27 protein-coding genes are annotated in these 26,690 nt (G+C 71.2%); 12 read left to right on the top strand and 15 right to left on the bottom strand.

Going from position 1 to position 26,690, the window contains the following annotated elements; translation table 11 throughout:
- Window positions 1-75: 75 nt before the first annotated feature.
- Window positions 76-807 carry a dethiobiotin synthase gene (gene bioD / locus SM418_RS00600; RefSeq protein WP_371938882.1) on the top strand — a complete coding sequence of 244 codons (732 nt, stop codon included), beginning with the start codon at window positions 76-78 and terminating at the stop codon, window positions 805-807.
- Window positions 804-1,799: a biotin synthase BioB gene (gene bioB / locus SM418_RS00595; RefSeq protein WP_371938883.1), complete on the top strand. Its 996-nt coding sequence runs from the start codon at window positions 804-806 to the stop codon at window positions 1,797-1,799. Before bioD ends, bioB begins: the two co-directional genes overlap by 4 nt.
- Before the next feature lie 17 nt (window positions 1,800-1,816).
- On the opposite strand, the gene SM418_RS00590 is transcribed toward bioB, so the two are convergent.
- Both SM418_RS00590 and SM418_RS00585 read right to left on the bottom strand, forming a co-directional pair.
- Window positions 1,817-2,620, bottom strand: a complete 804-nt coding sequence (locus SM418_RS00590) for a GntR family transcriptional regulator (protein WP_371938884.1) — start codon at window positions 2,618-2,620, stop codon at window positions 1,817-1,819.
- 37 nt (window positions 2,621-2,657) lie between these two features.
- Window positions 2,658-3,833 carry an 8-amino-7-oxononanoate synthase gene (locus tag SM418_RS00585; protein WP_371938885.1) on the bottom strand — a complete coding sequence of 392 codons (1,176 nt, stop codon included), beginning with the start codon at window positions 3,831-3,833 and terminating at the stop codon, window positions 2,658-2,660.
- Between the two features lie 75 nt (window positions 3,834-3,908).
- Between SM418_RS00585 and SM418_RS00580 the strand changes: the two genes are divergently transcribed.
- Window positions 3,909-5,648 carry a GAF domain-containing sensor histidine kinase gene (locus tag SM418_RS00580; RefSeq protein ID WP_371938886.1) on the top strand — a complete coding sequence of 580 codons (1,740 nt, stop codon included), beginning with the start codon at window positions 3,909-3,911 and terminating at the stop codon, window positions 5,646-5,648.
- Between the two features lie 71 nt (window positions 5,649-5,719).
- Here the strand turns inward: SM418_RS00580 and SM418_RS00575 are convergent, their stop codons facing one another.
- Entirely contained in the window at window positions 5,720-5,980 is a 261-nt protein-coding gene (locus tag SM418_RS00575) for a WhiB family transcriptional regulator (RefSeq protein ID WP_371938887.1), read from the bottom strand.
- A gap of 309 nt (window positions 5,981-6,289) precedes the next feature.
- Window positions 6,290-7,231, bottom strand: coding sequence for a diacylglycerol/lipid kinase family protein (locus tag SM418_RS00570; RefSeq protein ID WP_371938888.1), 942 nt, complete (start codon window positions 7,229-7,231; stop codon window positions 6,290-6,292).
- Between the two features lie 51 nt (window positions 7,232-7,282).
- Here SM418_RS00570 and SM418_RS00565 point away from each other — a divergent pair, with 51 nt between their 5' ends.
- Window positions 7,283-7,780: a hypothetical protein gene (locus SM418_RS00565; protein WP_371938889.1), complete on the top strand. Its 498-nt coding sequence runs from the start codon at window positions 7,283-7,285 to the stop codon at window positions 7,778-7,780.
- Window positions 7,781-7,895: 115 nt separating this feature from the next.
- Here the strand turns inward: SM418_RS00565 and SM418_RS00560 are convergent, their stop codons facing one another.
- Entirely contained in the window at window positions 7,896-8,654 is a 759-nt protein-coding gene (locus SM418_RS00560) for an RNA polymerase sigma factor SigF (protein ID WP_371939017.1), read from the bottom strand.
- 65 nt (window positions 8,655-8,719) lie between these two features.
- The gene (locus SM418_RS00555) at window positions 8,720-9,148 is read right to left on the bottom strand and encodes an ATP-binding protein (protein ID WP_371938890.1); all 429 of its coding nucleotides are present in this window, start codon (window positions 9,146-9,148) and stop codon (window positions 8,720-8,722) included.
- Between the two features lie 203 nt (window positions 9,149-9,351).
- On the opposite strand from SM418_RS00555, the gene SM418_RS00550 reads away from it, so the two are divergent.
- Window positions 9,352-9,822 (top strand): GNAT family N-acetyltransferase, encoded by a 471-nt coding sequence (locus SM418_RS00550; RefSeq protein WP_371938891.1) that lies wholly within the window; start codon window positions 9,352-9,354, stop codon window positions 9,820-9,822.
- A 54-nt stretch (window positions 9,823-9,876) separates the two neighbouring features.
- Here the strand turns inward: SM418_RS00550 and sodN are convergent, their stop codons facing one another.
- Window positions 9,877-10,278, bottom strand: coding sequence for a superoxide dismutase, Ni (gene sodN / locus SM418_RS00545; protein ID WP_371938892.1), 402 nt, complete (start codon window positions 10,276-10,278; stop codon window positions 9,877-9,879).
- Window positions 10,279-10,464: 186 nt separating this feature from the next.
- Here sodN and sodX point away from each other — a divergent pair, with 186 nt between their 5' ends.
- Window positions 10,465-10,935, top strand: coding sequence for a nickel-type superoxide dismutase maturation protease (sodX, locus tag SM418_RS00540; protein ID WP_371938893.1), 471 nt, complete (start codon window positions 10,465-10,467; stop codon window positions 10,933-10,935).
- On the opposite strand, the gene SM418_RS00535 is transcribed toward sodX, so the two are convergent.
- The gene (locus tag SM418_RS00535; protein WP_371938894.1) at window positions 10,922-12,112 is read right to left on the bottom strand and encodes an NAD(P)-dependent malic enzyme; all 1,191 of its coding nucleotides are present in this window, start codon (window positions 12,110-12,112) and stop codon (window positions 10,922-10,924) included. The genes sodX and SM418_RS00535 overlap by 14 nt on opposite strands.
- A gap of 330 nt (window positions 12,113-12,442) precedes the next feature.
- On the opposite strand from SM418_RS00535, the gene SM418_RS00530 reads away from it, so the two are divergent.
- The 4 genes from SM418_RS00530 (at window position 12,443) to SM418_RS00515 (ending at window position 16,123) form a co-directional block, all read left to right on the top strand.
- Window positions 12,443-13,351: an ABC transporter substrate-binding protein gene (locus SM418_RS00530; RefSeq protein WP_371938895.1), complete on the top strand. Its 909-nt coding sequence runs from the start codon at window positions 12,443-12,445 to the stop codon at window positions 13,349-13,351.
- Between the two features lie 3 nt (window positions 13,352-13,354).
- Window positions 13,355-14,266: an amino acid ABC transporter permease gene (locus SM418_RS00525; protein WP_371938896.1), complete on the top strand. Its 912-nt coding sequence runs from the start codon at window positions 13,355-13,357 to the stop codon at window positions 14,264-14,266.
- Window positions 14,267-14,279: 13 nt separating this feature from the next.
- The gene (locus SM418_RS00520) at window positions 14,280-15,083 is read left to right on the top strand and encodes an amino acid ABC transporter ATP-binding protein (RefSeq protein WP_371938897.1); all 804 of its coding nucleotides are present in this window, start codon (window positions 14,280-14,282) and stop codon (window positions 15,081-15,083) included.
- 71 nt (window positions 15,084-15,154) lie between these two features.
- Window positions 15,155-16,123 carry a zinc-binding dehydrogenase gene (locus SM418_RS00515; RefSeq protein ID WP_371938898.1) on the top strand — a complete coding sequence of 323 codons (969 nt, stop codon included), beginning with the start codon at window positions 15,155-15,157 and terminating at the stop codon, window positions 16,121-16,123.
- 42 nt (window positions 16,124-16,165) lie between these two features.
- Here SM418_RS00515 and SM418_RS00510 read toward each other — a convergent pair whose 3' ends face one another.
- The 6 genes from SM418_RS00510 to SM418_RS00485 form a co-directional block, all read right to left on the bottom strand.
- Window positions 16,166-16,888, bottom strand: coding sequence for a PadR family transcriptional regulator (locus tag SM418_RS00510; RefSeq protein WP_371938899.1), 723 nt, complete (start codon window positions 16,886-16,888; stop codon window positions 16,166-16,168).
- 3 nt (window positions 16,889-16,891) lie between these two features.
- A complete protein-coding gene (locus tag SM418_RS00505) occupies window positions 16,892-17,716 on the bottom strand; it encodes a DUF4097 family beta strand repeat-containing protein (RefSeq protein ID WP_371938900.1) in 825 nt (274 codons plus the stop codon).
- A gap of 187 nt (window positions 17,717-17,903) precedes the next feature.
- Window positions 17,904-18,083 (bottom strand): DUF6104 family protein, encoded by a 180-nt coding sequence (locus SM418_RS00500; RefSeq protein WP_371938901.1) that lies wholly within the window; start codon window positions 18,081-18,083, stop codon window positions 17,904-17,906.
- Between the two features lie 87 nt (window positions 18,084-18,170).
- Window positions 18,171-21,893, bottom strand: coding sequence for a multifunctional oxoglutarate decarboxylase/oxoglutarate dehydrogenase thiamine pyrophosphate-binding subunit/dihydrolipoyllysine-residue succinyltransferase subunit (locus SM418_RS00495; protein WP_371938902.1), 3,723 nt, complete (start codon window positions 21,891-21,893; stop codon window positions 18,171-18,173).
- A gap of 83 nt (window positions 21,894-21,976) precedes the next feature.
- Window positions 21,977-22,648 (bottom strand): AIM24 family protein, encoded by a 672-nt coding sequence (locus tag SM418_RS00490; RefSeq protein ID WP_371938903.1) that lies wholly within the window; start codon window positions 22,646-22,648, stop codon window positions 21,977-21,979.
- A gap of 61 nt (window positions 22,649-22,709) precedes the next feature.
- Window positions 22,710-23,618 (bottom strand): glutathione S-transferase family protein, encoded by a 909-nt coding sequence (locus tag SM418_RS00485; protein WP_371938904.1) that lies wholly within the window; start codon window positions 23,616-23,618, stop codon window positions 22,710-22,712.
- A 164-nt stretch (window positions 23,619-23,782) separates the two neighbouring features.
- Between SM418_RS00485 and SM418_RS00480 the strand changes: the two genes are divergently transcribed.
- Window positions 23,783-24,460, top strand: a complete 678-nt coding sequence (locus SM418_RS00480; protein ID WP_371938905.1) for a DedA family protein — start codon at window positions 23,783-23,785, stop codon at window positions 24,458-24,460.
- Between the two features lie 46 nt (window positions 24,461-24,506).
- Here the strand turns inward: SM418_RS00480 and SM418_RS00475 are convergent, their stop codons facing one another.
- Window positions 24,507-25,571 (bottom strand): NAD(P)H-dependent amine dehydrogenase family protein, encoded by a 1,065-nt coding sequence (locus SM418_RS00475; protein ID WP_371938906.1) that lies wholly within the window; start codon window positions 25,569-25,571, stop codon window positions 24,507-24,509.
- A gap of 214 nt (window positions 25,572-25,785) precedes the next feature.
- On the opposite strand from SM418_RS00475, the gene SM418_RS00470 reads away from it, so the two are divergent.
- Window positions 25,786-26,688 carry an SDR family oxidoreductase gene (locus SM418_RS00470; protein ID WP_371938907.1) on the top strand — a complete coding sequence of 301 codons (903 nt, stop codon included), beginning with the start codon at window positions 25,786-25,788 and terminating at the stop codon, window positions 26,686-26,688.
- Window positions 26,689-26,690 lie beyond the last annotated feature (2 nt).

The raw sequence follows: 26,690 nt of genomic DNA, 5'->3' as shown, positions 1-26,690 counted from the left end.
TTACAAAAACGCCCGCCGAAGACTGTGGGATCCGGCGGGCGTCCGCGTCAGGGGCCCGCGCTAGTGTGCCGCCTTGTGAGCGTGCTCGTTGTCACCGGAACCTGTACGGGCGTGGGCAAGACGGTCGTCACCGCGGCGCTGGCCGCGGTCGCCGCCGCCCGCGGCGCGTCGGTCGCCGCCGTCAAGCCCGCCCAGACCGGGGCCGGCCGCGGCGAGCCCGGTGACCTCGACGAGGTGCGCCGGCTCGCCGGCCTCGACGACGTGCACGAGTACGCGCGCTTCCCCGACCCGCTGTCCCCGGCCGCCGCCGCCCGCACCGCGGGGCTGCCGCCCGTCCGGCTGCCGGACGTCTCCGAACGCGTCCGGGGCCTGGCCGGCAGCCGCCGGCTGGTGCTCGTCGAGGGCGCGGGCGGTCTCCTCGTCCGCTACGACGACGAGGGAACCACGATCGCCGACCTGGCGCGCTGGCTCGGCGCCGCCGTCGTCGTCGTGGCCCGCGCCGACCTCGGCACGCTGAACCACACCGCGCTCACCCTGGAGGCGATGGCGCACCGCGGCGTCCAGCTCGCCGGCGTCGTGATCGGCGCGTGGCCGGACGACCCCGACCTCGCCATGCGCAGCAACATCCGCGACCTGGAGACCATCGCGGCTCGACCGCTGTCCGGTGTACTGCCCGCAGGGGCCGGCGCCCTGGACCCGGCGGAGTTCCTCCTGGCCGCGCACCGCGGCCTGGCCCCCTCGTTCGGCGGCGGCTTCGACGCCGCCGCCTTCCGCGACAGCTTCGGCCTCGACAAGGAGAACACGTGACGGACATCCTTGACATCGCCCGCCGGCAGGTTCTGGACGAGGGCGGCGGCCTGTCGCAAGAGCAGGTGCTGGAGGTGCTGAACCTGCCGGGCGACCGGCTGGAGGCGCTGCTCGCGCTCGCCCACGAGGTCCGGATGCGCTGGTGCGGGCCGGAGGTCGAGGTCGAGGGGATCGTGTCGCTGAAGACCGGCGGCTGCCCCGAGGACTGCCACTTCTGCTCCCAGTCCGGCAAGTTCGAGTCGCCCGTCCGGTCGGTGTGGCTGAACATTCCCGAGCTGGTGGAGGCCGCGAAGGAGACCGCGAAGACCGGCGCCACCGAGTTCTGCATCGTCGCCGCCGTCCGCGGTCCCGACGAGCGGCTGATGTCGCAGGTCCGCGAGGGCGTCAAGGCCATCAACGACGCCGTGGAGATCAACATCGCGTGCTCGCTCGGCATGCTCACCCAGGAGCAGGTGGACGAGCTCGCCGCGATGGGCGTCCACCGCTACAACCACAACCTGGAGACGGCCCGCTCCCACTTCCCGAACGTGGTCACCACCCACTCGTGGGAGGAGCGGTGGGACACCCTCCGCATGGTGAAGCACGCCGGCATGGAGGTGTGCTGCGGCGGCATCGTCGGCATGGGCGAGAGCGTCGAGCAGCGCGCCGAGTTCGCCGCGCAGCTCGCCGACCTCGAACCCGACGAGGTCCCGCTGAACTTCCTCACCCCCCGCCCCGGCACCCCGTTCTCGGACCTCCCGCTGGTCGAGGGCGCCGAAGCGCTGAAGACGATCGCCGCGTTCCGCCTGGCCCTGCCCCGCACCGTCCTCCGCTACGGCGGCGGACGCGAACTCACCCTCGGCGACCTCGGCACCCGCGACGGCATGCTCGGCGGCATCAACGCCATCATCGTCGGCAACTACCTGACCACCCTGGGCCGTCCCGCGCAGAAGGACCTGGACCTGCTGATCGATCTGCACATGCCCATCAAGGCCCTCAGCCGGACCCTGTGACGGACGGCGGCGCGGCCCTAGCGGCTCAGGCGGGTGATGAACTTGTAGCGGTCGCCCCGGTACAGGGACTGGGCCCACTCGACCGGCTGGCCCGTCGTGTCGAAGGCGTGGCGGGAGAGGAGGAGCATCGGGAGGCCCACGTCCACGCCGAGGAGCTGCGCGTCATGGGGGGTCGCGAGGACGGTTTCGATCGTCTCCTCGGCCTCGGTCAGGTGGACGTCGTAGGCGGTCGCGAGCGTCTCGTAGAGGGAGTGGTGGCGCGACAGCTCGCGGCGCAGGCCGGGGAAGCGGCGGGCCGGCAGGTGCGAGGTGTCGATCGACATGGGCTCGCCGTCTGCCAGGCGGAGGCGGTGGACGCGCAGGACCCGGCCGCCGGGCCGGATGCAGAGCAGGGACGCGAGGCTCTCGTCGGCGCTGACGTAGCCGGCCTCCAGGATGCGGGTCTCCGGGAGCAGCCCGTGGTGCCGCATGTCCTCGGTGTAGCTGACGAGCTGGAGCTCTTGCGCGACCTTCGGCTTGGCGACGAAGGTGCCCTTGCCCTGGATGCGCTGGAGGCGCCCTTCGACGACGAGTTCGGCGAGGGCCTGCCGGACGGTGGTGCGGGACGTCTCGTACTTCTCGGCCAGGGTCCGCTCGGGGGGCAGCGGGCTGCCGGCCGGGAGCGACTGGATCAGCTCCACCAGCAGCTCTTTGAGCTTGTAGTACTTGGGGATGCGGGGCGCGTGGTTCGGGTGCCGCTTGCCGAGGCCGGCGAGCGCGGCACGGTCGAAGCCGTGCTCGTAACCGCCCCCGTGCCGGGGCCCGCCCCTGACCTCCGTCACGGCATCTCCTCACGTTCATCATCGGTTCTCCCCGATGTTATGCGTGCAGACTACGGCCGGTAGAGGACGCCACCTCCGCCAGGGCGGCCCGGAGGCGTGTGAGGTCCGACTCGTCCAGTGTGGCGCGGGCGGTGAGGCGCAGGCAGGCGCGGCCCTTGGGGACGGACGGCGGGCGGAAGCAGCCGACGCGGAGCCCGTGCTCAGCGCAGATCTCGGCGGCCCGGAGCGCGGCGTGCGGCTCACCGAGGAAGACGGGGACGACGGCGGCGGCCGGGACGGCGGTCTCCAGGCCGGAACCGGCCGCGAGGTTTGAGATCCGCCGCGCGCGGTCACGCGCGCGGGCGGGCAGCCCGGGGTCGGATTCCAGCACGTCGAGGGCGGCGAGCGCGGCGCCCGCGGCGGGCGGGTTCAGGCCGGTGTCGAAGATGAACGAGCGTCCGGTGTCGATCAGCGTCTCGATCACCTCGGGGGCGCCGAGGACCGCGCCGCCCTGGGACGCGAGCGACTTGGACAGGGTGAGCGTGAGGACCACGTCGGGTTCGCCCGCGAGCCCGGCCGCGTGCGCGGCGCCCCGGCCGCGGTCGCCGACGACGCCGAGCGCGTGCGCCTCGTCGATCACGAGCAGCGCGCCGTGCGCCCGGACGGCCGCGTGCAGGGCGGTCAGCGGCGCGAGGTCGCCGTCCACGGAGAACACCGCGTCGGTCACCACGAGGGCGTGCTCCTCCTCGCGGCCGGCGAGGGCCTGCTCGACGGCGGCGACGTCCCGGTGCGGGGCGATCGCCACGCGGGACCGCGACAGCCGGCACGCGTCCACGATCGAGGCGTGGTTGACCTGGTCGGACACGACCAGCGTGCCCGGCCCGGCGAGGGCGGTGACGGCGCCGAGGTTGGCGAGGAAACCGGAGGAGAACACCAGGCCGGCGGCGCTGCCGGTGAGCTCGGCGAGCCGCCGGTCCAGCTCGGCGTGCAGCCCGGTCGTCCCGGTGACCAGCCGCGAGCCGGTGGATCCGGTGCCCCATTCGCGGGCGGCGGCGACGGCCCCCTCGACCAGCCGCGGGTCCCCGGCGAGCCCGAGGTAGTCGTTGGACGCCAGGTCGGCGAGCGCCCCGGGGCGGGCCGGGGGGCGGGGACGCAGCGTCCGGCGCAGCCCGGCCTCGGCGCGGCGAGCCGCCGCGTCCCGGAGCCTCGCGAGGGGGTCTCTTCCTGCGGTCATGCCGGGAATCCTGCCAGGCCGCGGCGGGCCGGGGGACCCGTCCGGGCACCGGAACCCATGGGCGATGATGGTCGCGTGCCTACCTTGACCGATCTGGTCCGTGATCACACCGATCTCACCGAGACCGACCTGGAATGGCTGCACGCGCTGGTGTCGGACTGGCAACTGCTCGCCGACCTGTCGTTCGCGGACCTGCTGCTGTGGGTGCCGCTGCGGTCGGCGGACACGCTGCCCGCCGAGGCGGCCCCGCGCGGAGGCCGTGCGCAGCGGGGCGCCCTGGACACCGGCGCCACCGTCCCCGGCTGGGTGGCGATCGCGCAGATGCGGCCGACGACCGGTCCGACCGCCTACCCCGAGGACCTCGTCGGCAAGGTCGTCCGGACGGGACGGCGCGGGCTGATCGACGTGGCGTGGCGGGAGCGCCGGATCGTCCGGGAGGGCGACCCCGAGTGGGGCAGCGGCATCCCGGTCCGGGAGGAGTCCATCCCGGTGCGGCGCGGCGCCAAGATCCTCGGGGTGATCCAGCGCAGCACGAACCTCAGCTCGGCGCGCACCCCGTCCCGGCTGGAGCTGACCTACCTGCAGAGCGCCAGCGACCTCGCCACGATGATCGCCGAGGGCCGGTTCCCGGTGCCGGGCGAGGAGCCGAACATGGTGCGGTCGCCGCGCGTCGGCGACGGGCTGATGCGGCTCGACCGCTCCGGCAAGGTCACCTACGCCAGCCCGAACGCGCAGTCGGCCTACCGGCGGCTCGGTTTCCCGGCGGACCTCGTCGGCGAGGCGCTCGGCCAGATCACCGCGGACCTGTGCGACACCGGCGAGCCGATGGAGGAGGCGCTGAGCGTCGTGCTGTCGGGCCGGGCGCCCCGCGAGGTCGAGGTCGAGTCCCGCGGGTCGATCATGCAGCTGCGGACGATCCCGCTGGTCGTCGGCGGGACGCGGATCGGCGCGATCGTGCTGTGCCGGGACGTCACCGAGCTGCGCTGGCGGGACCGGGAGCTGATGACCAAGGACGCCACCATCCGGGAGATCCACCACCGGGTGAAGAACAACCTGCAGACGGTCGCGGCGCTGCTGCGGCTGCAGGCACGGCGGCTGCGGATCCCGGAGGGGCGGGCCGCGCTGGACGAGGCCGTCCGGCGCGTCGGGTCCATCGCGATCGTGCACGAGACGCTGTCGCACACCCCGGACGAGCTGATCGACTTCGACGACATCGCCGACCGCGTGATCACGATGGCGGGGGAGGTGTCGACGCCGGAGACCAGGGTGGTCCCGAAGCGGACCGGCAGCTTCGGGGTCCTGCCCGCCGAGGTCGCGACGCCGGTGGCGATGGCGCTCACCGAGCTGCTGCAGAACGCCCTGGAGCACGGGCTCGCCAACCGCTTCGGGACGCTGGAGGTCATCGCGCACCGCTACGGCGAGGGGGAGGAGCGGCGCGAGCCGGACGGCGTGCCGGTCTGGGGCGAATGGCCGGCGCCGGGAGCGCACGAGCCCCGCGTCCCGAACGAGCGCCGCGTCCCGAACGAGCCCCGCGTCCCGAGCGAGCCCCGAACCCCGGACGAGCCCGGCGGCCCGGATGAGGAGGGGGCGGGGGAGAGCCCGTCAGGGCCCCGGCTCGTGACGATCGTCGCGGACGACGGCGTCGGCCTTCCCGCGGACTTCGACGTGGAGAGCACGACCAGCCTCGGGCTGCAGATCGTCCGCACGCTGATCGTGGGCGAGCTGGGCGGCCGGCTGGACTTCCGTGCCCGTCCGGGCGGGGGCACCGAGGTCGTGGTCGACGTCCCGCTGGAGCACCATCACCCGAGGTTCTGACCGCGGCGCCACCTGCTCTCCTGCCAGGGGCTCGGAGGCGGTGGCGCCGCGAGGGCTTGCGGAGGGGAGGGTCAGAGGGCGGCGTTCGCGCGGGTGCGGGCGCGGGAGGCGCGGCGCTTGAGGGCGCGGCGCTCATCCTCGCCCATGCCGCCCCAGACGCCCGACTCCTGGCCGGACTCCAGCGCCCAGCGCAGGCAGGCCTCGGTCACGTCGCAACGCCGGCATACCTGCTTGGCCTCTTCGATCTGCAGGATCGCGGGCCCGGTGTTGCCGATCGGGAAGAACAGCTCGGGGTCCACGTCACGGCAGGCTGCGCGGTGGCGCCAGTCCATGCGGTCCACTCCTTCGTCAGGTGGTGGAGATGCTCCACTTTTGTGAACGGTTTCACATGTCGCGAACGCCCAGGAGGCTGGGGCCAGGTCCAGGGGTGAATGTTCGACGGCGCCGTGAGCTGGGGACCGGCGGCGTTGGGGTCCCCGTCCTGCGGGCGCACTTTGAGCGTGTCAGGGCTGCGCGGGGAGACGCAAGACCTTTGAGAAAGGATTCTCAAAGTATGGGTGTCGCATGTGTCACACCCGTGGGTCGGGCATGTTACTTGGCTCTCACCTGGCGCTCCATGCGCACGGAATGACTCCGCGCCGTCAAATGACGATGCGTATCGCCTTCGGAACCGACCGGAAGGTGACGCTCCGCTGCTCGCCGAGGTAGTCGCCGTCCAGCTGAAAGGCCACCGGATGGTCCGCGCGCAAGGTGACCTCCGCCGCATCGTGGACGTTCACCACGTGGCGTCCCTGCAGCGGACGGGTGCGGGTGGTCAGCATCTGGGCGAGCACCCCCACCGTCGGGCCGAGCTCCAGCGAACGCATCCCGAACACGTCCAGGCCGCGCCCGAAGTGCGCCTTCGGACTCGGATTCACCGGCACCCGGCCCATGAAAGTCCACGGCGATGTATTCGAGACGAACGCCAGGAACAACCCCGATTTCGGCGGGCGGCCCGGCTGTTCCAAAGTGAGCGCGGGACGGCGCCGATCCGTGCCGGAGAAGAAATGCCGGACGGCGGTCCGCACGTACAGCGACGGGTCCGCGCGGATTCCCGCCGCGCGCCGCCGCTCCACCTCGCGGATCACCTCGGCGTCCAGCCCGACGCCCGCGCAGAACGTGAAGTACCGCTCCGTTCCGTCCGGCAGGGAGGCCGTCCCGAGGCCGACGGACCGCTGCCGGCCCGCCCGCAGCGCCTCCAGCACCGCCGTCGTCGCGCCGATCGGGTCGTCCGGGAGGCCGAGCGCGCGGGCGAAGACGTTCGCGCTCCCGCACGGCAGCACCGCCAGCGCCGGGAGCTCGGCGGACGGGCCGTCCGCGAGCAGGCCGTTGACGGCCTCGTTCACCGTGCCGTCCCCGCCGAGCGCGATCACGGCGTCGTAGCCCTCCACGGCGGCCTGCCGGGCCAGCTCGGTCGCGTGGCCGCGGTGGCCCGTCTCGGCGAGCACGAGGTCGAGGTCGCCGGTGAAGGCCCGCACGAGGATGTCGCGGGCCCGCCGGGAGGTCGAGGTCGCCTTGGGGTTGGCGATGAGCATGGCGCGCACGTGCGCCAGGGTATGGGACGCGCAGGGTGAACGGACGAGTAGGGTTCACGTGTGAGCAAGCGCCCCTTCACCGTGCAGGTCGCCGCCGCCCTGGAGGCCGCGGAGGGACTCGCCGCCGTCGGGTTCGGCGGCTACACCGGTGTGGAGACCGCCATCGGCGCCGCCGTCGACCCCGCCAGCGCGATCGGGGTCACCGTCCTCGCCCTCGCCGGCGGCCTCGGCATGCTCGCCTGCGCCCGGGGCCTGCTGCGCGCCGACCAGTGGAGCCGCGCCCCCACGGTGCTCACCCAGCTGTTCGCGCTGCCGATCGCCTGGTCGCTGTGGCAGAGCGACCAGCCCGCCCTCGCGATCCCGCTGGGCCTGGTCGCCGCACTCGCGCTGGTCAGCGTCCTCAGCCCGCCGAGCACCGCCTGGCTGGTCGAGGACCACGACGAGGACGACGAGGAGCCGCGCGAGGCCGCCGAGCCCGTGCGGGCGGCGTCGGCGGAGCCGCGCTCCCTGGGGCAGCGCCTCATGGACCGCCTCAAGGAACAGCCCACGAAGAACTGACCGAAGGCGAAGAAGCGACCGAAAGCCGAGGGGCCCCGGGAACGAACCCGGGGCCCCTCGGCATTTGAACGATCTCCGGCGTGCGGTCTCCGGTGCGCGCTCTCCGTCGCCGGCGCTATTCGTCGGCGGTGAGGCCCTCGCGGAGCTGGGCCAGGGTGCGGGCGAGCAGCCGGGACACGTGCATCTGGGAGATGCCGAGCTCGGCGGCGATCTGCGACTGCGTCATGTTGCCGAAGAACCGCAGCAGCAGGATCTTCTTCTCGCGCGCGGGCAGCTTCTCCAGCAGCGGCTTGAGGGACTCGCGGTACTCCACGCCCTCCAGCGACTCGTCGACCATGCCGAGCGAGTCGGCCACCGCGGGGGCGTCCTCGTCGCCGGAGTCGGGGGCGTCCAGGGACACGGTGGAGTAGGCGTTCGCCGACTCCAGGCCCTCCAGCACCTCCTCCTCGCTCATCTGCAGGTGCGCGGCGAGCTCGCTCACCGTGGGCGCGCGGCCCTCGCGCTGCGCGAGGTCGCTGATCGCCTTGGTCAGCGAGAGCTTCAGCTCCTGCAGCCGGCGCGGGACGCGCACGGCCCAGCCCTTGTCCCGGAAGTGGCGCTTGATCTCGCCGACGATCGTGGGCGTCGCGTAGGTGGAGAACTCCACGCCGCGCTCCAGATCGAACCGGTCGATCGACTTGATCAGGCCGATGGTGGCGACCTGGATCAGGTCGTCCAGCCACTCGCCGCGGTTGCGGAAACGGCGGGCGAGGTACTCCACCAGCGGCAGGTGCAGCTCCACGAGCTGGTCGCGGATGCGCTGGCGCTCCGGATCGCCCTCCGGAAGGTCGGCGAGGCGCTCGAACAGCGCGCGCGCCCGCGCCCGGTCGGGCACGCCGGACTCCGACCGCTCGCTGGTCGTGGCGACCTTCGTCGTCTCCTCCGTCGTCGTCTTCTCCGTCACGGGGCCCCCGCCGCACCGCGCCGCTTCTGCAGCGTCACGGTGACCCGGTCGTCGGAGCCCACCTCGGCGTCCACCTCGCCCGCCAGGGACGACAGGACCGTCCAGGCGAAGGTGTCGCGGCTGGGCTCCTCGCCGTCCACGGTGAGCACCGACACGGAGATGCGCATGGCGTCCCCGGTCAGCTCGAACTCGCACGTCAGGTCGGTCCCGGGCAGGGCCTGGGCGAGCAGCATCGCGCACGCCTCGTCCACGGCGATGCGCAGGTCCTCTATTTCGTCCAGGGTGAAGTCAAGCCTGGCCGCGAGTCCGGCGGTCGCCGTCCGCAGCACGGACAGGTAGGCGCTCGCGGCCGGCAGCTTCACCGTCACCACATCGCGGACGGACAACTTCGTACTGGCCGGCATTGCAGCGGTTTCCTCGGTCACGTCACTCCCTCGCAGGATGGTCCCGCTGCTTCGAAACTACCGCCTGCGAGCCCCACTCGGAGAATCCGGCGCGCGTGGCTTTCCTACGAAACGTCGGACCGGCCCGGCGCGCGGGCGGCGGGAGGACGCCGCCGGGCGCGGTTCACCGGGCTGTGCGGGCGCTCGCGGCCTCCCGCCGGCGCCGCTCGATTAACCTGCCACCTGTGATTCGTTACGCGACCCCCGACGACGTCCCGTCCATACTGCGGCTGATTCGCGAGCTGGCGAGCTACGAGCGCGCCCTCCACGAGGTGAAGGCCACCGAGGAGCAGCTGCGCGAGCGGCTGTTCGGCGACGACCCCAAGGTCTTCGCCCATGTCGTCGAGCACGATGGCCGGGTCGTCGGGTTCGCTATGTGGTTCCTCACGTTCTCGACGTGGAACGGCACGCACGGCATCTACCTGGAGGACCTGTTCGTCGAGCCGGACGTCCGGGGCCACGGCTACGGCAAGGCGCTCCTCACCGAACTGACCCGCATCGCCGACGACCGGGGCTACGAGCGCGTCGAATGGGCCGTCCTGACCTGGAACAAGCCCGCCATCGGCTTCTACGAGTCCCTGGGCGCCCGCCCGCAGGACGAATGGATGGTCTACCGCCTCACCGGCGACGCCCTCACCAAGGCCGCCCGCTCCTGACACGCCGCGGGGGCCGTCCGGAACCGGACGGCCCCCGCGATGACCGGTGTGCGGTCAGGCCTGCTTGGTCTCCCAGAAGATCTTGTCGATCTCGGCGATCTTGCCGAGCAGGTCGTCGGCGACCTTGGGGTCCATGCTGCCCTTCGTGCCGGCCGCACCGGCGAGCTTGGTCGCCTCGTTGAACAGCTGGTGGAGCTGCGGGTACTTCTCGAAGTGCGGCGGCTTGAAGTAGTCGGTCCACAGCACCCACAGGTGGTGCTTGACCAGCTCGGAGCGCTGCTCCTTGATCAGGATCGCCCGGGCGCGGAACTCCGGGTCCTCGTTGGCGGCGTACTTGTCGCAGATCGCCTTGACCGACTCGGCTTCGATCCGGGCCTGCGCCGGGTCGTAGACGCCGCACGGCAGGTCGCAGTGCGCGGACACCATGGTCTTCGGGCGCAGAAGCTTGAGCAACACCTGCAAATCCCTTCCCTCGTTGCGGATCATGCTCAGGTCACCGACATTACCCTTGTGGCCCTGGGCGCGTCCGGCCAGGGCGCTCGGTATTTCGGCCTAAGACCCGGGCCGAGCACGGCCCGGAAACCCTTCCAAGCAGTGTTGTGACCACGGTCCGCCGATGTATGCGGACCTGCGAGGAGGAGCATGCGGATCCGGAGGCCCCGCCACCCGGCGCTGTGGGGGCTCGCCGGCGCGGCGGCGCTCGCGCTGGCCGGGGCGGGACGGCCGCGGACGGTGGAGGTCACCGGAGACTCGATGCTGCCCGCGCTGCGGCCCGGCGACTGGCTGGTCGTGCTGCGCGGGGCGCGGCCGAGGCCCGGCGCGCTCGTCGTCGCCGAGCATCCGGACCGGCCGGGGCTCCTCGTCGTCAAACGGGTCGGCCACCGAGCGCAGGACGGCTGGTGGCTGGAGAGCGACAACCAGCGGGCTCCCGGGCGCAGCGACAGCTGGGACTTCGGCGCCGTGCCGGACGCGCTCGTCCTCGGCCGGGTCGTCGCCCGCTACTGGCCCCTGCCGCGCGTGTCGGCGCTGCGCGTCCGGCGCGTCGCGGCCCGTGCTCCGCGAGGGGAGCACGGGCCGTCCGGAACGAGCGGGGCCGGATTCAGACGCGGTTGACGCCCTCGCGGCGCGCCTGCTCGGCGACCGCGGCGGTGACGGCCGGGGCGACCCGGTCGTCGAACGGGTTCGGGATGATGTAGTCGGCGGTCAGGTCGCCGCCGACGATGTCGGCCAGCGCGTTCGCCGCCGCCAGCTTCATGCCCTCGGTGATCGTGTGCGCCCGGACGTCCAGCGCGCCGCGGAAGATGCCCGGGAACGCCAGCACGTTGTTGATCTGGTTCGGGAAGTCGCTGCGGCCGGTCGCGACGACCTTGGCGTGCCGCCGCGCGACCTCGGGGTGCACCTCGGGAGTGGGGTTGGACAGCGCGAACACGATCGCGTCCTCCGACATCGTCGCGACGCACGACTCGTGCACGGTGCTGCCGGACAGGCCGATGAACACGTCGGCGCCGCGCAGCGCCTCCTCGGTGGAGCCCTTCAGGTGCGACCGGTTGGTGAGCGCGGCGATGCGCTCCTTGACCGGGTTCAGGCCGTCCCGGCCCTCGTGGATGAGGCCCTTGCTGTCCGACAGGGCGATGTCGCCGATGCCGCCCTCGATCAGCATCTTGGAGACGGCGATGCCGGACGCCCCCGCGCCGGCGACGACCGCGCGCAGTTCCGACAGCGGCTTGCCGACGAAGCGCGCCGCGTTCTTCAGCGCGGCGAGCGCGACGATCGCGGTGCCGTGCTGGTCGTCGTGGAAGACGGGGATGTCGAGTGCGGCGCGGAGCCGGTCCTCGATCTCGAAGCAGCGGGGGGCGCTGATGTCCTCCAGGTTGATGCCGCCGAAGCTCGGCGCGATCCGGATCACGGTGTCGACGATCTCGTCCACGTCCGTGCAGCTCAGCGCGATCGGCACCGAGTCGACGTCGGCGAACTCCTTGAACAGCAGGGACTTGCCCTCCATGACCGGCATGGACGCGGCGGGACCGATGTCGCCGAGTCCGAGCACGGCGGTGCCGTCGGTGACGACGGCGACGACCTTGGACGTCCAGGTGTAGTCGTAGGCGAGTTCGGGGTTGTCGGCGATGGCGGTGCACACCCGGGCGACGCCCGGCGTGTACGCGAGTGAAAGATCGTCCTTGTTGCGGACCGGAATGGTCGACCGCATCTCCAGCTTGCCGCCGCGGTGCAGCGGAAAGGCCGGATCGTCCTCCAGGGAGAGCGGTTCGGTGGGAATGGGCTCAGCAGCCACAGCGACCCCTGTCAGTGAAAGTTGGCTTTCTTGCGATGCCGCCGCGGTGGTGGTGGTGTGGTGGCCGTCACCTGGTGGTCATCTCGCGACGTACGGGGGTCACCCGTTGTCCGATTGTGCCATACGGTCCGGTGCCTCCCCGGGGGCCGGGGCAGGTGTTGACCATCACGTGACGCTCGCCACAGAAGGTGGCATTCGTAGCGAATCCGGAGCTACCTCGTTGCGTGATTGTTTCGGACCCTTTATCCAGATCAGGGACGTTGTACGCCAAACTATGCACCTGACCTTCGGATCTAGATAGATCCGACGCAACCATCTGGAGGGGGACCAGTGACCCTCGGTTCTCTGCGCCGCCGCCTTGTCGCGGCGAGCGCTCTCGTGCTGACCGGCGCCCTCGCCCTGTCCGCATGCGGCGACAGCGACGACTCTGGCGATTCGGGCGGCACCGCCTCGAACACGAGCGTGGACAGCAAGCTCGCGGCCATGGTCCCGGACGCGATCAAGAGCGATGGCAAGCTCTCCATCGGCACGGACGCGTCCTACCCGCCCAACGAGTCCGTCGACCCGGCTTCGCAGAAGATCGTCGGTTGGGACGTCGATCTGTTCAGCGCCGTCGCGGCCAAGCTCGGCCTGAAGACCGAGTACCACAACGCGGGCTTCGACACGATCATCCCCGGCGTCCAGTCGGGCAAGTACGAGATCGGGGTCTCCTCCTTCACCGACAACAAGGAGCGCGAGAAGGTCGTCGACTTCGTCACCTACTACAGCGCGGGGACGGCCTGGGCAGCGCTCAAGGGCAACCCCAAGGGCGTCAACCCCGACGACGCCTGCGGCAAGAGCATCGGCGTCCAGCAGGGCACCGTGCAGGTCGACGACCTCACGGCGCGCAGCAAGAAGTGCGCCGACGCGGGCAAGCCGGCCATCAAGCAGGTCGTCCGCAAGCAGCAGACCGAGGTCAACAACGACCTGGTCGCCGGCAAGGTCGACGCGATGGCGGCCGACTCGCCGATCGTCGGCGGTGCGGTCAAGAAGACCGGAAAGCTGGAGATCATCGGCCAGGTCTACGACACCGCGCCCTACGGCTACGCCATCGGCAAGAACTCCGGCCAGCTGAAGGACGCCGTGCTCGGCGCGCTGCAGGCGCTGATCGCCGACGGCACCTACAAGAAGATCCTCACCGAGAACGGCGTGGAGAGCGGCGCGATCACCGACCCGGCGATCAACGCCGCGCAGAGCTGATCCATGACGGTCGACAACGACGTCGATGCGGGGCGGCCCGAAGCCATCAGGGCCGTCCCCGTCCGGCACCCGGGCCGCTGGCTCGGTGGGGCCGTCATCCTCGTGCTGCTCGCGATGTTCGTGCATTTCCTGCTGACCAGCAAGGCGCTCGAATGGTCCGAGCAGTGGAAGTTCCTGTTCTCCGACGCGGTGCTCAAGGGCGTCCGCAACACGGTGTGGCTCACGCTGGCGGCGATGGCGGGCGGCATCGTGCTGGGCATCGTCCTCGCGCTGATGCGGTTGTCGGCCAACCCGCTGCTGAGCGGCGCGGCCTGGCTCTACCTGTGGTTCTTCCGCGGCACCCCGCTGTACACGCAGCTGCTCATCTGGGGCGCGGTCGGGACGCTGTTCCCGACCGTCGGCATCGGCATCCCGTTCGGTCCCGAGTTCGAGACCTGGAAGACGCAGGAGCTGGTCAACGCCGCCCTGGCGGCGTCGCTGGGACTGATCCTCAACGAGGCCGCCTATATGGCGGAGATCGTCAGGGCCGGGATCCTGTCGGTGGACGAGGGGCAGCAGGAGGCCGCGAGCGCGCTCGGCATGTCCCGGATGCAGACCATGCGGCGGATCGTGCTGCCGCAGGCGATGCGCGTCATCGTCCCGCCGACCGGCAACGAGTCGATCTCGATGCTGAAGAACACTTCGCTGGTCGCGGCGGTCCCGTACTCGGAGCTGACCTTCACCGCGCAGACCATCTACGCCAGCACCTACAAGATCATCCCGATGCTGGTGATGGCGTGCCTGTGGTACCTGCTGATCTCCTCGGTCATGATGATCGGGCAGTACTACCTGGAACGCCACTACAGCAAGGGCACCAGCAGGGGCGCCGAGGCCAGGCAGCGGGTCCGCTTCCGCGGCGGGGGCGGCGGCCAGTGAGCGAGGAGAGGACATGACGAGCGCATCGCTCTCCAAGGGGGCCCAGCCCGAGAGCGGCGGCCTGATGGTCAAGGCCGAGGCGGTGCACAAGTCGTTCGGGCGGCTGGAAGTGCTGAAGGGCATCGACCTGGCGGTGAAGCCGGGCGAGGTCATGTGCGTCGTCGGGCCGTCCGGCTCCGGCAAGTCGACGTTCCTGCGCTGCATCAACCACCTGGAGAAGATCAACGCCGGACGCCTGTGGGTGAACGGCCACCTGGTCGGTTACCGGGAGTCGGGCGGCAGGCTCCACGAGCTGCGCGACAAGGAGGTCGCCGCCCAGCGCCGCGAGATCGGCATGGTGTTCCAGCGGTTCAACCTCTTCCCGCACATGACGGCGCTGGAGAACGTCATGGAGGCGCCCTGCCGGGTGAAGAGGCAGCCCAAGGCGGAGGTCAGGGAGCGGGCCGTCGTCCTGCTGACGCAAGTCGGCCTCGGCGACAAGGTGCGGAGCTACCCGGCGCAGCTGTCCGGCGGGCAGCAGCAGCGGGTGGCGATCGCCCGCGCGCTCGCCATGGAACCGGCGCTGATGCTGTTCGACGAGCCGACGTCCGCGCTCGACCCGGAACTCGTCGGCGAGGTCCTGGAGACGATGAAGCAGCTCGCCCTCGACGGCATGACCATGGTCGTGGTCACCCACGAGATGGGCTTCGCCCGCGAGGTCGGCGACTCCCTGGTCTTCATGGACGGCGGCGTGGTCGTCGAAGAGGGCACTCCCCGCGACGTCCTGGCCAATCCCCAGCACCAGCGCACCCGGGACTTCCTCTCCAAGGTCCTCTAGCGCCCGGCGGCGCGACGGTTCGGCCGGGGCCCGCTGGAAGGCCGGGGCGCGGCGGCGGTTAGTGTCTGTTCATGTTCGCTGTCACGGCCACGCAGATCGACGCAGACAATCCGCTGAACGGGCTCACGCTGGGGGAGCGGCCCGAGCCCGAGGTACCGGACGGCTGGACGACCGTCACGGTGAAGGCCGCCGCGCTCAACCACCACGACCTGTGGTCGCTGAAGGGCGTCGGCCTGTCCGCGGACAGGCTCCCGATGATCCTCGGCTGCGACGCCGCCGGGGTGGACGAGGAGGGCAACGAGGTCATCGTCCACTCGGTGATCGGCGACCCCGACCGGGGCGGCGGCGACGAGACCCTCGACCCGAAGCGGTCGCTGCTGTCGGAGATCCACCAGGGGACGCTCGCGGAGAAGGTCGCGGTGCCGCGCCGCAACCTCGTGCCGAAGCCCGCCGAGCTGTCGTTCGAGCAGGCGGCCTGCCTGCCGACGGCGTGGCTCACCGCCTACCGGATGCTGTTCGACAAGGCGGAGCTCCAGCCCGGATCGTCCGTCCTGGTGCAGGGCGCCGGGGGCGGCGTGGCGACGGCCGCGATCGCGCTGGCGTCCGCCGCGGGGTACCGGGTGTACGCGACGAGCCGGAGCGAGGCCAAGCGCAAGCGGGCCCGGGAGCTCGGGGCGGACGAGGCGTTCGAGACGGGCGCGCGGCTGCCCGAGCGGGTCGATGCCGTCATCGAGACCGTCGGCCAGGCGACCTGGTCGCACTCGCTGAAGTCGCTGCGGCCCGGCGGGCGGATCGTGGTGTCCGGCGCCACCAGCGGCCAGGTGCCGCCGGCGGAGCTGAGCCGGGTGTTCTTCCTGCAGCTGTCGGTGGTCGGCTCCACCATGGGGACGCGGGCGCAGTTGGAGCGGCTCGCGCGGTTCCTGGTCAAGACGGGCACCAGGCCGCTGGTCGACCGGACGCTGCCGCTGAGCCGGGCCCGCGAGGGGTTCGCCGCGATGGACGAGGGCGACCTCTTCGGGAAGATCGTCTTCACGCCGTGAGGCGGGGGAGCCGTGGCCGGCTCCGGCGCATCACGGCCCCGGTCACGGCTCCTTGCGGAAGACCTCGTTCCGCAGGCGTTCGCGGGCCTCGTCCAGGATCGCCTGGGCGGCGTCCAGATCGGCGTCGTCCAGCCGGGCCTTCTTCGCGGACTTGCGGACGTCCTCGACGAACTTGCGGAGCAGGCGCTCCAGCTTGAGGCGGGCGACGTCGTCGCGGGTGCCGGTCGCCGTCTTCCAGGCGTCGTCCCAGTTCTGCCGCCACTCCTCCTTCCACGCCTGCTTCTGCTCGCGCCAGTACTCCTTCTGGCGCTTCCACTCGTCCTTCTGGCGCTCGGTGGTCTCCTTCCACGCCTCCTTGGACGTGGTCTTGCCCTGGTCGCGCATCGTCCGCGCGGCCTGCGTCAGCTCCTCGCGCAGGGACCGGACGGTCTGCCGGACGTCCTCCTGCACGCCGCGCGCGAACTCCTGCGCCGAGGCGGAGATCTCCTCCTCCAGGTCGGCGAGCTCGTCCATCCGGCGTTCCAGCTCCTCGCGGCCCTTGTCGGTCAGCGAGTACACCTTCTTGCCCTTGATCACCTCATGGGTGACCAGGCCCTCGGACTCCAGCCGGGCGAGCCGCGGGTAGATCGTGCCGGGGGAGGGCGAGTAGACGCCGAGGAACCGGTCCTGCAGCAGCCGGATCACCTCGTAGCCGTGCCGCGGGCTCTCCTCCAGCAGCTTCAGCAGGTACAGCCGCAGGCGACCGTGGCCGAAAACGGGGCTCACGTCTCACTTCTCCATTCGGGGTCCGGTGGTGATCTCCGGGGCGTCGTCGCGGCCGAGGAGGGTGATCGCGCCGGACACGGTGTTGACCGACAGCCGGCCGCCGCCGTCGCCGAGCTTGCCGGTGACGCTCTGCGCGATGGTGCGGTCCTGCCGGCCGAGCTCGGGGAACGACGTCTCGATCCGTCCGGCGGCCGAGCTCAGCGAGACCTCGGCGTTCGCGGACTCGGGGACGCGCAGCGCCACCTCGCCGGCCACCGTGTTGACGTCGACCCCGCCGCCGGCGCCGAGGTCGACGTCGGCGGCGATGCGGCCGCTGACCGTGCGGGCCCCCAGCCGCTCGGTGGTGGCGCCGGCGAGGGACAGGTCGCCGGAGACGGACGTGAACGAGACCGTCCCGTCCAGGCCCTGCGCCTCGATCGCGCCGGACACGGTGTTGGCGTCGATCGCGCCGGCCACCCCGTCCAGCGTCACGTCGCCGGACGCGCTCTTGATGGACGTGCGGGTGGTCATGCCGGTCACCACCGCGTCGGCCGAGACGAGGTTCAGCGAGACGGGGCAGTCGTGCGGGACGGTCACCGTGATCGCGGCGCGGACGTTGTGGGAGCGCAGCCAGCTCAGCACGCCCTCCCACAGCTTCTCGTGGGTGACGGTCAGCATGCCGGCCTCATGCGTGATCACCAGCGGCGGCCCCTCGACGCCGCCGACCATGATGGAGGGGCGCTCGTCGGAGGCGAGCACCGAGACGCTGCCCGCGATCAGGGTGACCCGCAGCGCGACCACGCCGTCGAAGTCCAGGGTGGTCGGTTCCTCGATCGTCCAACGCGACATCGTGCCGCCCTTCGTCCGACTCCACTTCCAGAAACACGATATGTCGTGTCCCCGGAAAGTCAAGACATGTCGCGTCTGCTCCCCGGCTGCGCCGCGCCGAAGCACGCCGCGGAGAGCGCGCCCGCAGCCCCCCGGAGGCGGCGGACCGGCGCCCTTCGCGCCGCCGGACCCGCCCTCCGGTCGCCGATCAGTCGTCGTCCTCGTCGTCCAGCCGGGCGAGCCAGGTGGCCAGGCGCTCGACGGGCGTCTCGAACTCCGGGTTCAGGTCGACGAACTCGCGGAGCCGCTCGGCCAGCCACGTCAGGCTGACCTCCTCCGCGCCGCGCCGTTCGGTCAGCTCCTCGATGCCGCGATCGGTGAAGTACATGGACTGCCGTCTTCTTTCCGCTGTCTCGCCCTCGGGACGCCGAGGGCTCCGGCGCGCCGCACCGGAGCCCTCGGGTCTGCGTCGTTCCTACTTCTGCTTCTGCTCGCCGAACAGTCTGGCCAGCAGGGCCTCCTGCTCCGCCTGGTGCAGCTTCGCCGAACCCACCGCGGGCGACGAGGACGCCGGGCGCGACACCCGCGACATCTTCAGGCCCTCGATGTGGTGCGGCAGCTTCAGCGCCATGAACGGCCAGGCGCCCATGTTGGCGGGCTCGTCCTGCACCCACACGACCTCGGCGCCCTCCGGGTACCTGGCCAGCTCCGCCTTGATCTCGTCCACCGGCGGCGGGTACAGCCGCTCGACCCGCACGACCGCGGTGTCGTTCGCGCCCGCCGACTGCCGGGCCCGCACCACGTCGTAGTAGATCTTGCCGGTGGTGAGCAGCACCCGCCGCACGCCCGCCGGGTCGATCGCCGGGTCGCTCTCCGGGATCACCGGCTGGAACGCGCCATCGGTGATCTCCGAGACCGGGGACGTCGCCGCCTTCAGCCGCAGCAGCGACTTCGGCGTGAACACGACCAGCGGCTTGTGCCGCTCGGCCAGCGCCTGCCAGCGCAGGAGGTGGAAGTAGTTCGCCGGCGTGGTCGGGTACACCACGGTCATGTTGTCCTGCGCGCACAGCTGCAGGTACCGCTCGATCCGGGCGGACGAGTGGTCGGGCCCCTGGCCCTCGTAGCCGTGCGGCAGCAGCAGGACGACGCCCGAGTGCTGGCCCCACTTCTGCTCGCCGGACGAGATGTACTCGTCCACCACCGACTGGGCGCCGTTGGCGAAGTCGCCGAACTGCGCCTCCCAGCAGACCAGCGCGTCCGGACGGGTCATCGAGTAGCCGTACTCGAAGCCCATCGCCGCGTACTCGCTGAGCAGCGAGTCGTGCACGTAGAACTTCGACACGCCCTGCCCGAACTGCTTGAGCGGTGTGTACTCCTCACCGGTCCTGCGGTCGACGAGCACCGCGTGCCGCTGGCCGAACGTGCCGCGCCGGGTGTCCTGCCCGACGAGCCGCACCGGGCGGCCGTCGATCAGCAGCGAGCCCATCGCCAGCAGCTCGCCGGTCGCCCAGTCGATCGCGTCGTCCTCGATCATCTGGGCGCGGCGCTGCAGGATCGGCTGGAGCCGCGGGTGCGGGGTGAAGCCCTCCGGCAGGCTGACCTGGGTCTCGATGATCCGCTTGACGGTCTCCCGCGGGATCGCCGACCCGGCCTTGCCGTGGTCGATCGGGATGCGCTCCTCGACGTCCGGCTTGACCACCGAGCCCGGTTCGAGCGGCTTCTTCACCGCCTCGCGGGTCTCGGTGAAGGCCCGCTCCAGCTGCTCCTGGTAGTCGCGGAGCGCCTGCTCGGCCTCCTCCACCGTGATGTCGCCGCGGCCGATCAGCGCCTCGGTGTACAGCTTGCGCACCGAGCGCTTGGCGTCGATCAGGTCGTACATCAGCGGCTGGGTGAACGAGGGGTTCTCGCCCTCGTTGTGGCCCCGGCGCCGGTAGCAGACCATGTCGACGACGACGTCCTTCTTGAACGTCTGCCGGTACTCGAACGCGAGCCGCGCCACCCGCGCGCAGGCCTCCGGGTCGTCGCCGTTCACGTGGAAGATCGGCGCCTGGATCATCCGGGCCACGTCGGTCGCGTAGACGCTGGACCGCGAGTACTCGGGGGCGGTGGTGAAGCCCACCTGGTTGTTGATGATCACGTGCACGCTGCCGCCCGTGCGGTAGCCGCGCAGCTGCGACAGGTTCAGCGTCTCGGCCACCACGCCCTGCCCGGCGAACGCGGCGTCGCCGTGGATCAGGATCGGCAGCACGGTGAACCCGGCCTCGCCGACGTCCAGCACGTCCTGCTTGGCGCGGACGACGCCCTCCAGCACCGGGTCGACCGTCTCCAGGTGGGAGGGGTTCGCGACCAGCTCGGTGTGGATCTTGGAGCCGTCGCTCGCGACGAAGTCGCCGGACGCGCCGAGGTGGTACTTCACGTCGCCGGAGCCCTGCGCGCTGCGCGGGTCGAGGTTGCCCTCGAACTCGCCGAAGATCTGCCCGTAGGACTTGCCGACGATGTTGGCGAGGACGTTCAGCCGGCCGCGGTGCGCCATCCCGATGACGACCTCGTCCAGGCTGGCCTTCGCCGCCGCCGAGATCACCGAGTCCAGCAGCGGGATGACCGACTCGCCGCCCTCCAGCGAGAACCGCTTCTGCCCGACGAACTTCGTCTGCAGGAACGTCTCGAACGCCTCGGCGCTGTTCAGCCGGCGCAGCACGTGCAGCTGCTCCTCGCGCGACGGCTTGTCGTGCGGGACCTCGACGCGCGCCTGGATCCAGGCGCGCTCCTCCGGGTCCTGGATGTGCATGTACTCGATGCCGACCGTCCGGCAGTACGCCATCCGCAGCACGCCGAGGATGTCGCGCAGCTTCATCGTCGGCTTGCCGCCGAACCCGCCCGTCGCGAACTCGCGCTCCAGGTCCCACAGGGTGAGGCCGTGCTTGAGGATGTCGAGGTCGGGGTGGCGGCGCTGCTTGTACTCCAGCGGGTCGGTGTCGGCCATCAGGTGGCCGCGGACCCGGTAGGCGTGGATCAGCTCGTGGACCCGGGCGACCTTGGCGACGTCCTCGTCGTGGGTGGCGGAGATGTCCTTGACCCAGCGCACCGGCTCGTACGGGATGCGCAGCGCCTCGAAGATCTCGTCGTAGAAGCCGTCCTCGCCGAGCAGCAGCTGGTGGACGCGGCGCAGGAAGTCGCCGGACTGCGCGCCCTGGATGATCCGGTGGTCGTAGGTGGAGGTCAGCGTCATCACCTTGCTGATCCCCATGCGCGACAGCGTGTCGCTGGACGCGCCCGCGAACTCGGCCGGGTACTCCATCGCGCCCACGCCGATGATCGTCCCCTGGCCGGGCATCAGCCGCGGCACCGAGTGGACGGTCCCGATCGTGCCCGGGTTCGTCAGGCTGATCGTGGTGCCCTGGAAGTCCTCGAGGGTGAGCTTGCCGGCGCGGCCCTTGCGGACGATCTCCTCGTAGGCGGCCCAGAACTGGCGGAAGTCCAGCGTCTCGGCGGCCTTGATGCTCGGCACGACGAGCTGGCGCGTGCCGTCGCTCTTCTGCAGGTCGATGGCCAGCCCGAAGTTCACGTGCTCGGGCCGGATCAGCACCGGCTTGCCGTCCACCTCGGTGAACGCGGCGTTCATCTCCGGCATCGCGGCGAGCGCCCGGACGATCGCGTACCCGATCAGGTGGGTGAAGGAGACCTTGCCGCCGCGCCCGCGCTTCAGGTGGTTGTTGATGACGATGCGGTTGTCGACCAGCAGCTTCGCCGGTACGGCCCGCACGCTCGTCGCCGTCGGCACGGCGAGGCTGGCCTCCATGTTGGTGGCCGTCCGGGCGGCGACGCCGCGCAGCCGGACCTCCTCGGCGCCCGCCGGCACCGGCGGCGGAGCAGGCCTCTCCGCCGCCTTCGGGGCCGGCTTCGGCGCGGGCTTCGGCGCGGGCTTCGCGGGCGCCACCGGGCGCTGCGCTGTCGGCGGAGCGGCCGCGGTGCCGTTCGCGGCCGCCGGGGCCGCGCTCTCGGTGGACGCCTGGGGGGACGCGGAGGTCACGGACGGCCGGCCGTCCGGCCGGTAGTCCGCGAAGAAGTTCCACCAGGCTTCGTCAACGGAGTTCGGGTCTTCGAGGTACTTCTGGTACAGCTCGTCGACCAGCCACTCGTTGGCGCCGAAATCTGTGATCTTTGGGTCGGCACTAGTTTGCGACGACTCTGTCGACACGGCGGAGATCGCCCTCTTCCGCAGCTCGCAGGTGAGTTCTGAGACGCACCCCAGGCTACTGTAGTAAAAGCCCGCCGGGCGCCTCAGTGCGTGTGGGGGGCGACCGTGGGGCCCTCGCTGGCCTGGATGAGGACGAAGCCCTGCCCCTGGTAGGCGAGCTGCATCGCCTCGCCGCTGCCGCGGCCGATCAGGGCGGAGGCCTTGAAGGTGCGGTTGACGCCGACCTGGAGGCTGGTGCTCCACGCCACGGCGGACTGGCCGTCCGCGAACGTGGGGGCGCGGCCGCAGTCGAGCATGACGGGCGTGCCGTGTGTGGTGAGGGCCACCCAGCCGGTGCCCTGCAGGGTGGTGTTGAACAGGCCGCCCGCGGCGATGCCCGCGCCCTGGACGCGCTGGATGTCGGACTGCAGGTGCGAGTCGTAGGCGAGGATGTTCTTGCCGTTGACGGTGATGCCCTCGTTCTCCAGGTAGAACAGGTGGATGTCGTCGGCGTCGTTGGCGACGAACAGCAGGCCCTGCCCCTTGACGCGCATGAGCGGGACGCCCTCGCCGGTCAGCGCCTTCTTCATGAACTTGCCGAGGCCGCCGGCGCCCTCGTAGTCGAACTCCATCTGGCCCTGGAAGGCGACCATGGAGCCCTGCCGGGCCAGGACGTCCCCGTTCAGGTGGACGCGGAGCATCTTGGAGTTCTGGAGGGCGAAGTGGCCGGGGAGGGGCTGGCCCTGGTCGATGTTTCCGAAGAACTGACTGCGCATGGTCGGGTCATGCCTTTCGTGCGGATTACTGGGGACCCGCCAGCATAACGAGGGGACGCGATCAGCGGTCCCGTCCGTGCGGAGTGGTCCAGTCGACGAGAGGCCCCTTGGCGACCACGCCGGACGGGTTGATGTTGCGCTGCGTCACGTAGTAATGGCGTTTGATGTGGTCGAAATTCGTCGTCTCGCCGAACGCCGGGACCGAGTACAGGTCGCGGGCGTAGGCCCAGAGGTTCTCGTAGTCGACCAGGCGCTTCAGGTTGCACTTGAAGTGCCCGTGGTAGACGGCGTCGAAGCGGGCGAGCGTCGGGTAGAGGCGCACGTCGGCCTCGGTGATGTCGTCGCCGAACAGGAAGCGGCGGGTGGAGAGCCGCTCCTCGAGCCGTCCGAAAGTGTCGAAGAGAGCGTCGAACGCCTCCTCGTAGGCGGCCTGGGATGTGGCGAAGCCGGCCTTGTACACGCCGTTGTTCACGGTCGTGTAGACGAGGCCGTTCAGCTCGTCGATCTCGGTGCGGAGCGCCTCCGGGTACAGGTCGGGCGCGCCCGGCCGGTGGTGGGCGGTGAACTCCGTCTCGAACATCGTGGTGATGTTCGGGAAGTCGTTGGTGACCAGGCGCTCGGTCACGGTGTCCCAGATGGACGGGACCGTGTAGCGGCCCTGGAACGACGGATCGGTGGAGAGGTACAGCTCGGAGAGGAACACGGCGCCGGTGACGGGGTCGCGGTCGGGGAACCGCCAGCCTCGCTCGTCCCGGATGGGGTCGACCACGCCGACGCCGATCGCGTCCTCCAGGCCGAGGAGGCGCCGGACGATCAGGGTGCGGTGCGCCCACGGGCACGCGTAGGAGACGAACAGCCGGTACCGGCCGGGCTCGGCGGGGAAGCCGGACGAGCCGTCCGCGGTGATCCGGTCGGTGAACCGGTTCGCCTGCCGGACGAACCGTCCCCCCTCGACCTCCTGAACGCTCATGCGTGCCTCTCCTCCAGAGAGTCTTCGGGGCCGCCCGGGGATGCCGCCCGAAAGGTCACCCGAAAGACCGATCCGGGTGGGGAACCTCCCGGATACCATAACCGTCGCTAGCAAGTGTCAAACGGCCGTACTCCGGTCCCGGCTGGACGAGATGGCGGGGGTCCATGCTCGAGCACTTCAACGCCCTGGTGGACGGGCTGCCGCCCGCGATGATCTACCTGATCATCGCGGCGCTGGTGTTCGCCGAGGCCGCGCTGTTCGTCGGGTTCGTCTTCCCCGGCGAGACCGCGATCGTCGTCGGCGGCGTCCTCGCGAGCCAGCACGTCCTGTCGCTGCCGCTGCTGCTCGCCATCGCGGTCGTGGCGGCGGTCGCCGGCGACTCCGTCGGCTACGAGATCGGCCGCAGGTACGGGCCGCGGCTGCTGGACGTCGGGGTGATGCGAAAACACCGCGCCAAGGTCGCCGGCGCGCAGGAGCTGATCCGCCGCCGGGGCGCGTTCGCGGTGTTCATCGGGCGCTTCACCGCGCTGCTGCGGGCGCTCATGCCGGCTCTCGCGGGCAGCTCGCGGCTGCCCTATCCGAGGTTCCTGGTGTTCAACGTCATCGGCGGCGTGACCTGGGTCGCGACGTTCACGCTCGGCGGCTTCTTCGCGGGCACCGCGTTCGAGCACACGGCCAAGCTCGCGGGCCGGGGGCTCGCGATCGGGATCGCCGTGGCCGCCGTCGCCGGGCTGGTGGTGTGGACCGTCCGCAAGCGCCGCCGCGAGGCCCGCGAGGAGGCCGGCGAGGAGGCCGGGGCGCGGGCCGGCGCTCCGGAGGAACCCGCGCGGACGCTGCCGTGACGCCCGGGACGATGCCCGGGACGTCGCCCGGCCGCCGCCGTCACGCTCAGATGTGCATGCGCCCGGTGATCGCCGGCAGGTCGAGGTAGGTCCGGATCCCGGGTTCGGCGGCGCACACGGCCGGGACGGAGTTCAGCGCGTGCCCGGACGCGGCGGAGATCACGTCGGAGACCCAGTCCTCGTCGACCGCGAGCGCCAGCGACGGGCGGCCGTCCACCCGGAGCGAGTATCCGGGGCGCCCCCACTCCTGCGACATCCGCGCGGCGTCGGCCTTGTGCACCACCTCGACGGTGATGACGGGACGCCCGCCGGCGAGGCCGCTGAAGGTCCAGCGGGCCGCCGCGACGGTGCCCTGCGGGACGGGCCCGGCGGCGGTGACGAGGTCGGTTCCGGCGAGCCGGTGGTCGACGTCGACGTCGATCTCGTCGAGGTCGACGCCGAGGCCCGCCGCGACGAGGTGCAGGCTCTCGGCGAACATCGCGCGCATCGCGGTCCGGTTCGGGCGCAGCGCGCGCTGGTAGGCCTCCTCGGTCTTGCCGAAGCCGATCATCTCGTGGACCATCCGCCGGGACGGGTGCCGGGCGAAGTCCGTGCACTCGCGGGCGTAGACGTGGGTGATGCGGCGGGACAGCCGGGACAGCACGAGCGGCATGACGTCCGCCATGAAGCCGCCGCTGACCCCGCTGCCGTGCACGGACGTCCCGCCCCGCTTGCACGCCTGTTCCAGCTCGCCGGCGAACCGGGGGCCGTGCGCGAGCGGGTAGACGAGCCCGCTGAGGGAGATCAGGTTCTTCCCGGACGCCAGCAGCGCGCAGATCGTGTCCAGTTCGGCGAACCGGTCCGGGGCGGGGCTCGGCGCGTAGACGACGCAGTCGGCGTCGAGGGCGAGGATGTCCTCGATGTCGCGGGTGGCGGTGATCCCGATCGGGGCGCGGCCGGCCAGGGCTCCGGCGTCGGCGCCCTCCTTGGCGGGGGTGTGCACCCAGACGCCGGCGAGCTCCATGTCGTCGCGGTCGAGCACGCCCCTGATCGCGCTGCGTCCGAGCGCGCCCGTCGCCCACTGCACGACGCGGTACGGGCGGCGGCCGGTGCCGGGCGCGGCGGCGATCATCGAGACGGGACCTCCGTTGCTCCTCGCGGATTCGTTGCAGACTACGTGGCCGCTCCGGTGAATTGCGGCAATCAGCGCAACTTCCCCATGCCTCATCGTACGCGGGGAAGGTACCCCGGTGGAGTGCGGCCGAGCGAGATTCGGTTTAGTGGTACCACTCGGCGGCCCCCGGATGATTTCCTGGGGGCGGGCCCCACGATGTGAGGAGAAACGAATGTCGGAACTGCGCTACGACGGCCGGGTCGCGGTCGTGACCGGGGCCGGCCACGGCCTCGGCCGCCAGCACGCCCTGGAACTCGCCGCGCGCGGCGCCAAGGTCGTCGTCAACGACCTCGGCGGCGACCGGTCCGGTGTCGGCGCCTCCGCCGGCCCCGCCCAGGAGGTCGTGGACGAGATCAAGAAGAACGGCGGCGAGGCCGTCGCGAACCCCGACAACGTCGCGACCCCCGAGGGCGCCCAGGCCGTCATCAAGACCGCGCTGGACGCGTTCGGCAAGGTCGACATCGTCGTCAACAACGCGGGCATCCTGCGCGACAAGTCGTTCAAGAACATGTCCGTGGAGGAGTTCGACGCGGTCATCGCCGTCCACCTGCGCGGCTCGTTCCTCGTGTCCAGCGCCGCCTGGGAGCACCTGCGCGAGCAGGGCTACGGCCGGATCGTGAACACCTCCTCCCCGGCGGGCCTGTTCGGCAACTTCGGCCAGGCCAACTACTCCACCGCGAAGATGGGCCTGGTCGGGTTCACCAAGACCCTCGCGCAGGAGGGCGCCAAGTACAACATCAAGGCCAACGCGATCGCCCCGGTCGCCTGGACCCGGATGACCGAGGACCTGCTGCCCGCCGACTTCGCCGACAAGCTCGGCGTCGACCAGGTGACGCCGCTCGTCACCTGGCTCGTGCACGAGTCCAACGAGGACTCCGGCGAGGTCTACACCGTCGGCGGCGGCCGGATCGCGAAGATCTTCGTGGCGGAGGGCCCCGGCTACGGGCAGAACACCACGCTCTCGGTCGAGGACGTGCGGGACAACTGGGCGGCCATCAGCGCCGGCGAGCCGCTGACGGTGTTCAAGAACGTGGGCGAGCAGATGGGCCCCCTGATCCAGCAGCTCACCTCCTGAGC

It is taken from the genome of Actinomadura chokoriensis, from assembly GCF_041463665.1.
In the GTDB taxonomy this organism is placed as follows: domain Bacteria; phylum Actinomycetota; class Actinomycetes; order Streptosporangiales; family Streptosporangiaceae; genus Spirillospora; species Spirillospora chokoriensis_A.
The sequence above is the reverse complement of the archived record's forward strand: the minus strand, read 5'-3'. Positions and strand labels throughout refer to the sequence as shown.

What these genes read in the sequence shown, in the direction of transcription:
- SM418_RS00470 (WP_371938907.1), top strand. Translation starts at nt 25,786, where the DNA reads ATGTCGGAACTGCGCTACGACGGCCGGGTCGCGGTCGTGACCGGGGCC.
- SM418_RS00505 (WP_371938900.1), bottom strand. Translation starts at nt 17,716, where the DNA reads ATGTCGCGTTGGACGATCGAGGAACCGACCACCCTGGACTTCGACGGC.
- SM418_RS00500 (WP_371938901.1), bottom strand. Translation starts at nt 18,083, where the DNA reads ATGTACTTCACCGATCGCGGCATCGAGGAGCTGACCGAACGGCGCGGC.
- SM418_RS00475 (WP_371938906.1), bottom strand. Translation starts at nt 25,571, where the DNA reads ATGATCGCCGCCGCGCCCGGCACCGGCCGCCGCCCGTACCGCGTCGTG.
- SM418_RS00585 (WP_371938885.1), bottom strand. Translation starts at nt 3,833, where the DNA reads ATGACCGCAGGAAGAGACCCCCTCGCGAGGCTCCGGGACGCGGCGGCT.
- SM418_RS00520 (WP_371938897.1), top strand. Translation starts at nt 14,280, where the DNA reads ATGACGAGCGCATCGCTCTCCAAGGGGGCCCAGCCCGAGAGCGGCGGC.
- sodX (WP_371938893.1), top strand. Translation starts at nt 10,465, where the DNA reads ATGCGGATCCGGAGGCCCCGCCACCCGGCGCTGTGGGGGCTCGCCGGC.
- SM418_RS00515 (WP_371938898.1), top strand. Translation starts at nt 15,155, where the DNA reads ATGTTCGCTGTCACGGCCACGCAGATCGACGCAGACAATCCGCTGAAC.
- SM418_RS00525 (WP_371938896.1), top strand. Translation starts at nt 13,355, where the DNA reads ATGACGGTCGACAACGACGTCGATGCGGGGCGGCCCGAAGCCATCAGG.
- SM418_RS00485 (WP_371938904.1), bottom strand. Translation starts at nt 23,618, where the DNA reads ATGAGCGTTCAGGAGGTCGAGGGGGGACGGTTCGTCCGGCAGGCGAAC.
- SM418_RS00490 (WP_371938903.1), bottom strand. Translation starts at nt 22,648, where the DNA reads ATGCGCAGTCAGTTCTTCGGAAACATCGACCAGGGCCAGCCCCTCCCC.
- SM418_RS00480 (WP_371938905.1), top strand. Translation starts at nt 23,783, where the DNA reads ATGCTCGAGCACTTCAACGCCCTGGTGGACGGGCTGCCGCCCGCGATG.
- SM418_RS00575 (WP_371938887.1), bottom strand. Translation starts at nt 5,980, where the DNA reads ATGGACTGGCGCCACCGCGCAGCCTGCCGTGACGTGGACCCCGAGCTG.